This is a genomic window from Ravibacter arvi (assembly GCF_039540405.1).
Classification (GTDB): domain Bacteria; phylum Bacteroidota; class Bacteroidia; order Cytophagales; family Spirosomataceae; genus Ravibacter; species Ravibacter arvi.
Window position 1 is genome coordinate 74,883 of record NZ_BAABEY010000031.1, and the last position, 12,901, is coordinate 87,783.

The following is a 12,901-nucleotide window of genomic DNA, read 5'->3' on the forward strand; positions in this document are numbered from 1 at the left end:
CGCCTGTAGAAAGAGAGATTTTGGGGCCGGCGGAGTAAGCACAACCGGTTAATTTTTTTGCGGTCAGAGCGGGTAAGCACTAGCATTTTTCAACAATACTTTGAACCTTTGCCTGTTTAAATTGCGTTTCGACAGAAATAGCATCATTCCAAGAAAACCAAAGCATAAATAGGAACGGATTGCGTTAAAAGCCGAAGTTCATATCAAGGACTAATCCAATTTTGTCATGAAGTTAACTCCAATAGAAAAGCGAAGTGGACTAACCCGAAAAGAATTCATTGAGGAGTACCTCAAACCGAAACGTCCAGTCGTTTTTACAGACCTCGTTAAAGACTGGCCGGCGGTACAAAAATGGACATTTGACTGGCTCCGCGAAACACACGGATCGATAGAAGTACCGCTTTACGACAAACACATTCACGATCCTGACAAATATTTCAAGCCGGCGAAGGTGATGTCGTTTGGAGAATACCTGACCCTGATCGAGCAAGGACCGGTGGATCTCAGGATGTTTCTATTCGATATCTTCAAGAAAGCGCCCGAGCTGGCTAATGACATCCGGTTTCCGACCATCATGGACGGCTTCCTGAAAGGTTACAAATACGTATTTTTCGGCGGTGAGGGGTCTATCACCGGGCTCCATTACGACATGGACTGCTCGAACGTATTTCTTACGCAGTTCCAGACCCGAAAAGAGGTGATCCTGTATGCACCTGATCAGGGGCCGCGGTTATATCAGCTGCCGTTCACGGTGATGAGCAAGGTTGATCCGATCAACCCGGATTATGAAAAATACCCGGCTATGAAAGGGTTGCAGGGATATCATACTATTCTCAACCACGGGGAAACGATTTTCATCCCTTCACTGTGGTGGCATTATATCCGTTACATAGACGGAGGTTTCAGTCTTGCGCTGCGTGCCAACGACTCACCGCTTACTTTCATGCGGGGGGCTTTCAACCTCGTCCGTCATACCTTTGTTGATCACGGAATGACCTGGGCGCTGGGCAAGACATGGCACAATTGGAAGCACCAGAAAGCTGCCGAAAATGCCAGCAAGGTCATGGAGGAAGACCGCCTGGCCGGAAAGAACCTCGACGAGGTAGCGGTTTAGGTATGAGCAGTGAGCCTTGAGGTGTGAGGATGTGCTCATACCTCAAGACTCGCTGCTCACTGCTCACCCCTCAAAACTCACTGCTCAAAATCCATTCCTTATTTTTCCAACCCCTTTTTTGGGTGGCCAGATCGACCGTCGGGTCGACCAGGAGCCGGCTGCTTTTGCCATTCAGGCTCACGTAACAAATTGCCCGGATTTCTGTGTCGCCGATGCCCGTTTTAAGGTAATAGTCGTGAAGGAAGTGTGCGAATTGAAGCACCATATCGGGCTGGAAACTGGCCTGGACTACCTGGCGGCGTGTAAGGAAGTCTGATGGTTTTGCTACAAACTGCCGCCCGCTTTCTTTCACTTTTACCTGGTATTCCAGTGATCCGTTTTTCTCCATCAGCATGATGCGCCATGAGAACCGGAAACCCTGTTCATGCCACAAAGGATTACCGGGGTACAGCCATGCCCGGAAAGGCATTAACAACTGTGCCAAAAAGAAGGGAATCAAAATAAAAAATGAGGGTTGAAACCCGGTCTTAAAACGAAAACCGGAGCTGTTGAACCGGTGGCCCCGAAAGAGGCGTGTCATGACCTTCCGGTGCCATTCCGAGGAAAAGAATACCAGTGCGAAAGCCGACATGAACCAGGGGAACATGCCGATAGGGAAGAGTATGGCGGTGAAAATGTGGAAAATGAGTAGGACGGGGTATATCCACGGACGGGTACGTCGGAAATAAAGGAGAAAAGGGGCCGACAAGTCGAATATCATCGCAAGCCAGCTGATGGCTATGGCAAGCCCGGGCATGCTGAGAAACTGCCCGATCAAGGGTAAATGACTGTTTGAAGAAAGCCATATACCCAATGGCTGCCCGAGAATCAGCCAGTCATAGCCGATTTTTGCAACACCGCCGAAAAAATAAACCGACCCCACCTGGATTTTCAAAAGAAATACGGCCGGGCCGCTGTTCCATACCGATATGCTTTTTTGCCGTAAAGCATCGAGCGAAGCTACCGCGCTCATCGGGAGAAAGCTCATCAGGAACGAGAGAAGGCTGATGAGGTAGTAGTGATTAAGATAAACACTTTTGTCGAAGAACTCGGTATAGCTGAAAAGCAGGAAGAATAAAACGATGCTGATGCGAAAAAAAAGCCCCGCCATAATACAGACCGAAAGCACCAGCAAGGCTGCATACAATCCATACATAAAGGGCGGCGCAAGCGGGGTAATCCATTCCAGCCCGTCGTAGGAAAAAAAGAAATCCGGCTTGAGGTAAAAAGTTTCTATCCAGCCCTTTGCAAAGAAGCGGACCAGTGCAATGGTCATCAAAAGCCCGAAAATAAAACGGAAAAAAGCCAGAGAATACAGGTTATTCAGCTTCCGGGTCTCCAAAGTCCACGAATTTGTAAGGTCGGATGATAAACCGGAGGTTTGTTCCGGGTTCGTAGAAGGTATCAGCGTGCAGAATTAACCGCGCTTTTTGAGCGTTTTCCGGCTTTACTTCAATACGGACATGATCGCCCAGAAAGGTAGCGGCTTCCACAACTCCGGTTAACACGCTGCCTTCGGCCGGTTGAGGGCTGTTTTTTTTCAAAACAATAATGTGCTCCGGACGACAGAACAAGCGGGACATCCGGGGAGAAATTTCGGTGTTTCCTGCAGGCATTTTCCCAAAAGGGGTTTGCATTCCGCCTTCCGTTCTGATACAATTGATGCAGCTGTATTTTCCGAACAAATTGGCTACATAACCGCTGACCGGGTGGTTGTAGATCATTCTCGGAGCGTCCATCTGGAGGAGACGCCCTTTGTGAATGACAGCCACCTGGTCGGCCATACTAAGTGCGTCGCGGGTATGATGTGTCACCAGGATGGTGGTAATGCCGGTTGCCTTTACGATTTTGCGCAGATCTTCCCGTACCCGGTCGTGAAGGATGGAGTCCAGGTTGCTGAACGGTTCGTCCAGGAGGAGGATTTCCGGTTTCGGAGCCAGTGCCCTTGCCAGTGCCACCCGCTGCTGCTGGCCGCCCGATAGCTGGTGCGGGTACTTGCCCGGGTTTTCTTCCAGGTTGGTCAGGGCGAGCGTCTCCTCGATAATGCGCTTCTTTTCTGCCTGGGTCATTCCTTTTAACCCGAAGCCTATATTTTCGGCAATGGTCATGTGCGGAAATAGCGCGTAATCCTGGAAAACCATACCGATGTTTCTTTTGTGGACCGGAACTGCCTTGCGGCCTTCCGAAATGACCTGCCCGGAAAGAATGAGGGAACCTTCGTCAGGGACTTCAAGGCCGGCAATTGTCCGCAGCAAGGTAGTTTTACCGGATCCGCTTTCTCCTACCAGCGCCAGGATGGCACCTTTTTCGACGCTGAGGGAAATGTTGTCGACGGCCTTTACGCTTCCACCGGGATAGGTTTTTGAAACATGAAGCAATTCCAGTACAGGGTGAATATCAGGCGTCATTTCGGATAATTCTATTCAGTAAAACAATGGGCAGAATTCCGGTCAGGATAACGATGAGTGAGGCGTTGGCTGATTCTGCTATCTGCTCATTGGTGGCCATATCAAATGCTTTCGTAGCCAATGTATGAAAATTGAACGGACGAAGAATTAACGTTAGCGGAAGCTCTTTTGTTACATCTACAAAGACAAGCAGCAAGCCCGCGGAAATACTTTTCCGGATCAATGGTAAATCGACGCGGAGAAGTGTTTGCCAGGTATTGTAGCCGAGCGTCCGGGAAGCGTCATTAACGTCCTTGCCTATTTTTTGAAACCCGCTATCGATGGCATTGTATCCAACCGCCAGGAACCTCACCGCATATGCGAAAACCAGCATAAAAACACTCGAAGATAGGATCAATGGCCCGCCATGCCCGAGAATACCCAGGAGCCATTTATCGAAGCCTATGACCGGCGCCATGATACCGACGGCGATGACCGCTCCGGGAATTGCATAGCCAAGTGAGGCGATGCGGGTAACGTAACGCATGCCATACAGGCCGGAAACGCGTACGGTGTAGAGCAGAATGGTCGCAAGCGCTACCACCAATATGGAGGAGGAGGAGGCCAACACAAAACTTTTACCGACGATCTGCCAGAAAGAGGAATCTATTACTTTATGCGCGGTTTTTATGGCCCAGTAAACGAGCTGCGCGAAGGGGAAAAGGAATGAGAGACCGAAAATGAGCGAACAGCCCAGCAACAAACCCCATTTCTTAATCCCATTCTGTGCCAGTCTGAGGGCGGGATGGGCGCGCCCGCTTTTGCTGCTCCATCTTTTGTTCCCGCGGGAGTAATATTCGCCCCACAGCAGGAGCATCACAATAAGCGTGAGAATGGAGGCCAGCTTAATGGCACTGTCCAGGTCGCCAAGCGTAAGCCAGGCCCGGAATATGCCGGTTGTGAAAGTATTCAGACCGAAGTATTTGACCGTTCCGTAGTCGTTCAGTACTTCCATCGACGCCAGGGCAATTCCCCCGGCAATGGCGGGTCTTGCCATGGGCAGCGCAACCCTGAAAAATGTACGCCAGGGGCCGCTTCCCAGCAAGGCGGCAGCTTCCTGGACTTCTTTTGAGCTGGAAAGAAAGGACGTTCTGGCAAAAAGATAAACGTAAGGAAAGAGCGTAATCGAAAAAATGAAAATTGCACCCGGAAGATTCATCAGATCGACCAGCGGACCGGAGATCTGAATGTCCAGCGAGTTTCGGAGAAAGCTCTGGACAGGGCCGGTATATTCCAGCAGGCCCACATAGCTGTAGGCCATCATGTAAGACGGAAAAGCCATTGGCAGAATCAGCAGCCACTCCAGGTATCGTCTGCCCGGGAATTCGTAGGTAGACACCATCCATGCGGCTGCCGTGCCCAGCAGGAAAGTAAAGAAGCCTACCCCCCCCAGCAGGATCAGCGTATCTTTCAGGTAACTGTCGACTATTTTGGGCGCTACCAGCTGCCATTGCCCTGAAGCAGCCTTACCAAGGTGCATCAGCAGTGTCAATATAGGAGTACCGACGAACAGCATGATCGCCATTGCGGCCAGCACCCATCCGCTCCACCAGATATGCCTTTTCTCCAACCTGCCTTTACTTTGTCTCAATTCAATCGTTTATAATTACTTCCACCCGGCTGTTTCCATCAGCAGGACTGCCTTTTCATTGCTGCGCCCGATCCTGGCCACACTGGCAGTATCTTTTTTAAATGTTCCCCACGATTCCAGGACCGGAGAGAACGGCACTTCGGGGTTAACCGGGTATTCGTAGTTGGCGCCGGCAAAAACACCCTGAGCGGTCTTCCCCGACAGAAATTCAAGGAATTTTACGGCGTTGTCCTTATTGGGGGCGTGTTTTGTGACGCCGGCCGCACTGATGTTAATGTGCGTTCCACGGTTGTCCTGGTTAGGAAAAATAAGTGTTATACCATTAGCTGCTTTTTTCTCTTCCTCGTTTTCGCTATTCAGCATCAGTCCGATGTAATAACTGTTCACAATGGCGACATCGCCTTCTCCGGCAGCGATTGCCTTCACCTGGTCGCGGTCATTTCCCTTCGGAGCCCGGGCCAAGTTGGCAACCAGCCCGCGGGCCCATGCTTCGGTTTTTTCCTGGCCGTCAGCCAATAGGATAGAGGCCGTCAACGATTGATTGTAGACGTGCTCCGATGATCTTACGAGTATTTTGCCTTTCCACTTCGGGTCACTGAGATCCTCATAGTTTTTGATTTCGCCGGCCGGAACGCGGTCTTTGGAGCTTACAATAATGCGAGCCCGGTAAGTCATTGCATACCAATGTCCTCCCGGTTCTCTGAACATTTCCGGAACTTGCCTGTTAAGGGTTTCCGAAATGACCGGCTGCAGGAGGCCTTTATCAATGGCCCGGTTGAGGCGGCCGCCGTCTACTGCTATGAGTACATCTGCGGGTGAATTGGCGCCTTCACTTTCCAGCCTTTGAATCAGCTCGTCGGCGTTGGCGTTAATGACGTTCACCCGGATACCTGTTTCATCGGTGAATTTCTTGTAAAGTTCGTTGTCGGCTTCGTAATGCCGGTGGGTATAAACATTCACAACTTGTTCTTCCTTGCTGCCGGTACAGGCCAACCATACGGAAGAAAAAACCAGTATTTGCAGAATTGAGCTTATTTTAAACATAACGACGTCTGTTTTAATTTTCAGGAATTTTAAAATTTAATCTCCATCGTTGTCGCTGAAGGTCATAATAACGCCGAGTTGGTTGACTACGTCGACTTCCAGGAGAATTTGTAACTTTTTCAAGCTGTCATACAGTTGCCTGACCGAATCAGGGTGCTGCGTAATGGCTTTTTCGAGGTCGGCCGCGATACCTGCGGCCTGGCGGTCAGCGGTCTCGAAGTGAGCGGCAATAGCTTCGCTAAGCGGCTTACCGTTATACTGGGCGCCAAGCTGGTCCAGTAAGGAGTTGAGGTAAGCCTTTCCGTCACTGTTAAAAATGGACCTGAGACCTTCCAGCTCACTCCTGAGCAACAGAACGGACGATCCGCTGAGACGTCCTTCCACAAGGTCCGGCCGGGGATTTCCTTCGTTACGCATTCCCAAAGGTACTGCTAGTCGCTCATCTTTAATCATATTGATTCGCGAGATGCATTGGTTGACCAATATATTGAGTGCGCTTTTGAGGTCTTTCCCGTCGGCATTGGAGAAGGTTTCGGCATAAGAAGGGCTACCCTTAGTCCATGCGTCGACGACTTTCTTCGCCTGTACGTTGAGATTTTGAGTAAGCGCTGCCAGATAGGCCATTCGGCGCGGGGAAGAAGATAAATCACTCAGCGCTGTATCTCCGCGGTTAAATAACAGATACTCAATTGCTTTAAGGCCTTTCAGGCTGCTTCCCCGGGATTCTACAAATGCACTGTCTATAGGGTCTGAAGAAGCTATGATTTTTTCGATATTGGGATAGTGGACACCGGTGTAATCAATTCCGCCGCCCAGGAATTCATCGTCGACGGGTCCGAAAGAGAAGGTAGCGGCTTTTTTCCAGGATTGCGCCGCAAGCAGCCAATGGGCGCGCATGCTTTCCAGGTTCGCTTTGCCGGGAGCAGTACGGAATTGCACACCGGCCGCAGCGAGAGAATCGGTTGCTTTTAGAAATGTTTCGAACGCCGGGACGATGACTTCTTTTGTGAGGTTGGTCACCATCGTTTTCCTATCGGTAACCGAGAGCTCTTTTTTCCCGGTGCCGCAACCGGCCAGCCAACCGAGAAGCGGTAAAATGACAGCCAGTAAGCTGGTATTTCTCAATTTTCGATAATCAGTCAATTCCCTGTTAGTCATCATCTACAGTGATTCAATAAAACGTATCAGGTATTCACGGTCCTGCCCGGAGAGCTCCATAAAACCGCGTTTTGCTTTTTCGGCTTCTCCACCATGCCATAGGATGGCCTCCTCCAGGTTGCGCGCCCTGCCGTCGTGCAGGAAGAAGGTGTGCTTATTCACGGTTTTCTGAAGGCCGATCCCCCACAAAGGTGCGGTTCTCCATTCGGTTCCGGTTGCCAGGCCGTCGGGACGGTTGTCGGCAAGGCCCGGCCCCATGTCATGGAGAAGCAGGTCGGTATAGGGTCTTATGATCTGAGCCGCAAGGTAATGCGGTTCCGCGTCAGGCGCCGTTTTTAAAACAGGCAGGTGGCAGGAGGTGCAGCCGGTTTGGTTGAACAACATTTTTCCTTTCAATACTTCTTCCCGTTGCCAGTCGCGCCGGGCCGGTATGGCGAGTGTTTTCACGTAGAATACCACATTGGCCAATCCTTCGGCATCAATTTCCGGTGTTCCGCCGGAGGGAAGATGGCTGTACCGCGTCGACTGGCCGGGAGAAAGCGCTTCATTTGGGAAGATGCCGGAAGTTATGCCGATGTCATTTACGAATGCACCGGCAACCTGTTGTTCTGCGGTCGGCTCGTTTGCCTTCCATCCAAACTTGCCGATTTGTTTTTTCTGGAGGCGTACATTCCATACATAGTTCGCCCTGCCGGAAACTCCGTCGTCGTCCCTGTCGTCCGGGTCGGCGGCTTCGAGGATCGTAGCTTCACTGACGGCATCCAAAAGCCCTATTCCTGCCATATGCGGGGCGAGGCGAGGCGAAATCATGGTGCCGGGATGCATGGCGCCATAACCATGGTTTTCGACCGAATAGGTGGGCTTCCGCAAGCTATAGGGGGTTCCGTCGGGGTATTTGCCGGGTTCTTCGGTGTAAGCGATTTTAATGTTTCCTTCGGGAATAGCGCCAGCCACAGATTGGTGCTGGAGCTGACCGCCGTAAACCGGCTCGGGTATCGGCTGCCCGTCGTGGCTGAGCACCGACAGGCGGAAAAGCAAGGTCTGAGTAGGTTGCCCGGCGCTGTTAAACGGGAGCCCGCGGCCATCGCGGGCATGGCAGGCGGCACACGCCGAAGCGTTGAAAAGAGGCCCGAGACCGTCGCGCGCGCTGGCCGATGCGGGAGCCGCTACCCAGTTATTCCGGTTGAGCGAATTCCCGATCTGAAATTTTCGGATTTCGTTGTGATCCAACCCGGGGAAGGGCTGGCCGAAAGCATCTACGGACTTGAGAAAAACAGTCCCCTCCTTGCCGCCGGATAATTCCTCATCTTTTTCTGCCGTGAGCTTTTTACAGGATGTAAGCGTAAAAAGAAGAAAGATGACAGGCAATATTTTAGTCGGTGACCACATAGAGGGGGCTATACTCAATAGCAACACTATTCGTTTGTTTCCGGTATAACGAGGGTGAGGCCAATTGCCCCGGCAATATTCTGAATTTCATCCGATTGTTTACGTAGTTCACGGATTACCTGCTGAACCTTGGCGGGGTTGTGGACAATGGTCTGATCAAACGGCGCCGGTATGGCTTCAGCTGCTTTAAGCGTCGCGGCGAACTGGTTTTCGATAGTCTTGGCAAGTTCAGGGTCGGACAACGCTACGAGGTCTTTGAATCCGGGACCTTTCACCTCCGACCCGTCCGGTCTTTTGTAGGTTCCGAGATAAACATTCTGCATACCGACCTGGTTGTAAACGATATCCAGGTGCGTATTGTCCGAAAAGCAGGAGTGCTCGTCTTCCTGGTCTTTGTTTTCGAGCGCTACGGTCATGCGTTCCCCGGCCAGTTCACCTTTGCTGAGCTTACCCAACCCCGACAAGATATGCGTGATCGACTCCTGGTTGTTTTCTTTTTTGGTGAACGCTGCCCGGTAGCTGCTTCCCGGTTCCCATGCGTCCCTTACTTCTGTAAGGTGGGTTACCAAGAGGTCCGTTACTACTTTGAGATAGGCCGCGCGGCGTTCTCCGTTCGGAGCAGTAGCTTGTGCGCCGGTCAGGTAATCGGTATAAGGACGCCTGCCGGGGCTGTCGTCATAATGATCCTGGCCCCACAGAAGAAATTCGATGGCGTGAAACCCGATTTTTACATCGGCTTCGCCATGAACCTCATTTTCCCTGACGAGGAGGTCGGCTGTAATCCGGGGAAACTCTGCCGGGCTGTTGATTACCCCGCCGTAGATTATTTTTCCCGTGCCCGCATCTTTCACGTAGTCGATAAAATTTTCGTCGAGCGGCCAGGCGTTGATATACCCTTCCAGGCCATCTTCACCATCGATAGGACCGTCGTAAAAGCGATAGGCTTCGGTTTGGAGGTATGCCGGCCGGCTGTTGAGCCATGCTTTCCGGGCAGCCTCTAATTTTTCTGCCGATGGGGCATCAGTGAAGGTGTGAACAGCACTTTGCAATGCCTGAGCACCTTTAACGGCATCGTCATAATTTGCATAGACCATGGCTGCATAATGCTCTACCACTTCCTGCCTGAGCGCCTGCTGCCTGTCGGTACAAGCTGCGAATAAAGAGAGGGAAAATATAAAAAGAGAGATGCGAAACATACCGGAATGCGAGGTGTTAACTGTGAGCTTCAAGGAAGATGAGGTATGAGTCGGTTCAAACCTGATGCCCCCGGGGCTTACAGCTGCAAAATTACAGCAATAATCCGATTCTGAAAGCGAATTACCGGTATTGTTTAAAATAGTTATAAATAAAAAAGAATAGGAGACAGGCCGGAAAAGCGGCGGGGAACCTCGGGGCGCTCAGTTTTCCCGGGCGCGTTGCAATTCATCGCGATTTCGTATCCAAACGGCCTGGTTGAGCTGTTTGGTAGCCGTCATGTTGAGTGGGGCGGCAATGAGGCCGGTGCCGATTGAAGCCCAGAAGAAGGGCCGCCAATTTACTCTGTCGCGGTTAACGAGCGCGTAAATAGTTCCGGCGGTGCCCAGGAGCGAGACAGCCATTCCTATATTCCGGTTCCTCCGGGACCGGACGTACAAATTAAGCCCTGCCGGGGAGTTGAGAAATTCATTCAGGAGCGATTTGTGCCCGGCATATACCGTGTTGTTTTTGACATACCGGTTGACGCCGGTCAGGTAGATGGTGTGTTCAGTATAAGGGTCGTGCCCGGCTATCTGGGCCTTAGCACCGGGGACCAGGGAAAGCAGTATTACGACAGCAGGAAAAAATCGGTAAAGCTTCATTTTATTTTAATGCTAGAAAGCTGAGCAGCGAAAGTTTTTTTTACTGCCGTGCACACCTTTTACAATTCCAGAATTTTGGGTACAAAAAGCAGTAATCCGGTAACCACGGAAGATATTGCCATAATCAAAACGGCGCCGGCCGCCATATCTTTTATGGAGCCGATAAGCGGGTGGTGTTCGGGAGAAACCACATCACATAATTTTTCGAGCGCCGTATTAAAGGCTTCAGCCGCCATAACCGCTGCGATCTGTATAGTCAGAACCGTCCATTCTACAGTGGTAAGGTCGAGAAGAAAGCCCAGGGCGATAGCGCCCACTCCAAGTATAAGGTGAATTTTGGCGTTGTTTTCAAACCTGAATAATGCAGTAACACCTTTAAAGGCATAACCGAAACTTTTTAGGGCTTTGGTTATATCGGGCATAAGTCTATTTTTTTTTGGAGAAAGCCTTCATCATGGCCCATTCACGGCCCGGGTGCGGAACTTTAAATTTTTCGAGACAACCGCGGTCCTGCAGGGTAATGTAGGCTGTTTTCCCCTTCGGGCCACCGAAACAGATATTGGAAACCTTTGCGCCTTTGGTCTTGAAGGTTTGAAGAACCTGGCCGGTACCGGAGAGCATCACCACCTCGGCTTTGTTGTACCGCGTTACATAGAGATTACCTTTGACATCGCAGCGCATACCGTCGAGCAGTCCGTCCGGGAAGGTGGCGATCTGCCTTTTGTTGGAGATTGTACCGTCTTGCGCCAGATCAAAAGCCCATATAATCCTTTGCGTGCTTTCGTTTACATATAGTGTCTTTTCGTCCGGACTGACCTCAATGCCATTGGTCGTACCCATTTGGTCGGCAACGATCCGCGCTTTCCCGGCAGGGTCGACATGCCAGATGCGCCCGGTCCCCTGTTTCCAGTCAGGGTCTGAACAAAATAGGTGCCCGGAACTGGTAATAGCCAGATCGTTGGGCTGGTTCATATCGGGCTCATGCATGAATTCAGTTACTTCCCGGGTATCCAGGTTAGCTTTCAGGACTTTATGACCTGTGAAGTCGGCAATATAAAATGTTTTTTTATCGCCGAACCGGATCCCGTTCCCCGTGCTGTTTTTGGGGAGGGTTATAAAGAAACTGGTATTTCCTTTGCGGTCGATTTGCGCGATAGTGCCGTCCTGCGCAAAATTCACTGCGTATACCCGACCCTCCGAATCGACGGCCGGCCCCTCGCAATTCCTGGTAAACTCCCCCGGGGCGGTAAAATCTTTGGTGTCCTGGGCGGGCAGAACCCGGAGCGATACTGCGAAAAGGGATAGTGCCAGGGCAGACAGTCTTGTCATCGCGGGAGGTGATAGGGGGTAAGCCTTGAAAAAAGTGAAAGACAGGTGCGGTCGGATAAACGCTTAAATTTCTTTCCATTTGATCACACAACCGATGGCCTTGGTAGTGGTGGTAGCGACTGGTTTTCCCGCCAGCAGATTTTGCACGGCCTCCTCTGCATAGCGCTTGCTCACACCGAGCGGATCCTGGGGGTTATCGTCGATGGCGCCGATATAGGCCACGGTAAATTTCCCGTTTTCGTTGGAAAGAATAAAAAGATGGGGTGTTTTTGTCGCCCCGAATTTCCGGGCAACCTCCTGGGTTTCGTCGGCAAGATAGGGGAAGCTATAGCTCTTTGACTGAGCGCGCTGTTTCATTTTTTCAAAACTGTCTTCCTCATAGCTGCCCGGATCTGTAGGGTTAATGGCGATTACCGGGAAGCCTTGTGATTTGAACTTGGTGTCCAGGGCCTGGATACGGTCCTCGTAAGCCTTGGCGAAGGGGCAGTGGTTGCAGGTAAAAACCACGATCACTCCTTTTTCGGTAGCAAACTGATCCAGTGATACCTGCGGGCCGTTGACGCTTTTCAGGGAAAAGTTGCCCACCTGGCTTTTGATCTGATAGCCGCCGTTAGACTGAACGTCGCGGGTGCTCTCGGTATAAGGCGCCTCAACCTTCCGCCTGTCCGACAGCTCCAGCCCGATCCAGGCGGTAGCGACGATCAGCAGAGCGCCGACGGTTACCATAATAAGATAGGAAGCAATTTTATTCTCGTTCTTTTTCATGGCCTTTGAATGGAAAGGTTTGAGGGAGTGGGAGGCAGGATCCGGAAATCGGAAATCAGAAATCGGAAATCAGCCCGTTTGCTTTGGTTTTCAGCTTCAGGTACCGATTACAGAAATCTGATTTCCGATTTCCGATTTCTGATTTCCAAACTCACCCCACACGCCTGTTCGCCGGTGAAACAAAATT

12 protein-coding genes are annotated in these 12,901 nt (G+C 51.2%); 1 reads left to right on the plus strand and 11 read right to left on the minus strand.

Going from position 1 to position 12,901, the window contains the following annotated elements:
* The first annotated feature begins 226 nt into the window (after window positions 1-226).
* Window positions 227-1,114, plus strand: a complete 888-nt coding sequence (locus ABD852_RS17975; RefSeq protein ID WP_345031417.1) for a cupin-like domain-containing protein — start codon at window positions 227-229, stop codon at window positions 1,112-1,114.
* Window positions 1,115-1,184: 70 nt separating this feature from the next.
* Here the strand turns inward: ABD852_RS17975 and ABD852_RS17980 are convergent, their stop codons facing one another.
* The 11 genes from ABD852_RS17980 to ABD852_RS18030 all read right to left on the minus strand — a co-directional run bounded on the left by ABD852_RS17980 (window position 1,185) and on the right by ABD852_RS18030 (window position 12,714).
* Window positions 1,185-2,495 (minus strand): HTTM domain-containing protein, encoded by a 1,311-nt coding sequence (locus tag ABD852_RS17980; RefSeq protein ID WP_345031419.1) that lies wholly within the window; start codon window positions 2,493-2,495, stop codon window positions 1,185-1,187.
* Entirely contained in the window at window positions 2,473-3,561 is a 1,089-nt protein-coding gene (locus tag ABD852_RS17985) for an ABC transporter ATP-binding protein (protein WP_345031420.1), read from the minus strand. Before ABD852_RS17985 ends, ABD852_RS17980 begins: the two co-directional genes overlap by 23 nt.
* Window positions 3,551-5,191, minus strand: a complete 1,641-nt coding sequence (locus ABD852_RS17990) for an ABC transporter permease (RefSeq protein ID WP_345031422.1) — start codon at window positions 5,189-5,191, stop codon at window positions 3,551-3,553. Before ABD852_RS17990 ends, ABD852_RS17985 begins: the two co-directional genes overlap by 11 nt.
* A 15-nt stretch (window positions 5,192-5,206) precedes the next feature.
* The gene (locus ABD852_RS17995) at window positions 5,207-6,235 is read right to left on the minus strand and encodes a Fe(3+) ABC transporter substrate-binding protein (protein WP_345031424.1); all 1,029 of its coding nucleotides are present in this window, start codon (window positions 6,233-6,235) and stop codon (window positions 5,207-5,209) included.
* Window positions 6,236-6,271: 36 nt separating this feature from the next.
* Window positions 6,272-7,396, minus strand: a complete 1,125-nt coding sequence (locus tag ABD852_RS18000; protein WP_345031426.1) for an imelysin family protein — start codon at window positions 7,394-7,396, stop codon at window positions 6,272-6,274.
* Window positions 7,397-8,761 carry a di-heme oxidoreductase family protein gene (locus tag ABD852_RS18005; RefSeq protein WP_345031428.1) on the minus strand — a complete coding sequence of 455 codons (1,365 nt, stop codon included), beginning with the start codon at window positions 8,759-8,761 and terminating at the stop codon, window positions 7,397-7,399.
* Between the two features lie 47 nt (window positions 8,762-8,808).
* Window positions 8,809-9,978, minus strand: a complete 1,170-nt coding sequence (locus ABD852_RS18010) for an imelysin family protein (RefSeq protein ID WP_345031430.1) — start codon at window positions 9,976-9,978, stop codon at window positions 8,809-8,811.
* A gap of 201 nt (window positions 9,979-10,179) precedes the next feature.
* On the minus strand, window positions 10,180-10,620 hold the full coding sequence (locus ABD852_RS18015; RefSeq protein ID WP_345031432.1) for a hypothetical protein: 441 nt from the start codon (window positions 10,618-10,620) through the stop codon (window positions 10,180-10,182).
* A gap of 59 nt (window positions 10,621-10,679) precedes the next feature.
* Window positions 10,680-11,042, minus strand: coding sequence for a diacylglycerol kinase family protein (locus ABD852_RS18020; protein WP_345031434.1), 363 nt, complete (start codon window positions 11,040-11,042; stop codon window positions 10,680-10,682).
* Between the two features lie 4 nt (window positions 11,043-11,046).
* Window positions 11,047-11,949 (minus strand): SMP-30/gluconolactonase/LRE family protein, encoded by a 903-nt coding sequence (locus tag ABD852_RS18025; protein WP_345031436.1) that lies wholly within the window; start codon window positions 11,947-11,949, stop codon window positions 11,047-11,049.
* 63 nt (window positions 11,950-12,012) lie between these two features.
* Window positions 12,013-12,714, minus strand: a complete 702-nt coding sequence (locus tag ABD852_RS18030) for a thioredoxin family protein (protein WP_345031438.1) — start codon at window positions 12,712-12,714, stop codon at window positions 12,013-12,015.
* Between the last annotated feature and the right edge of the window lie 187 nt (window positions 12,715-12,901).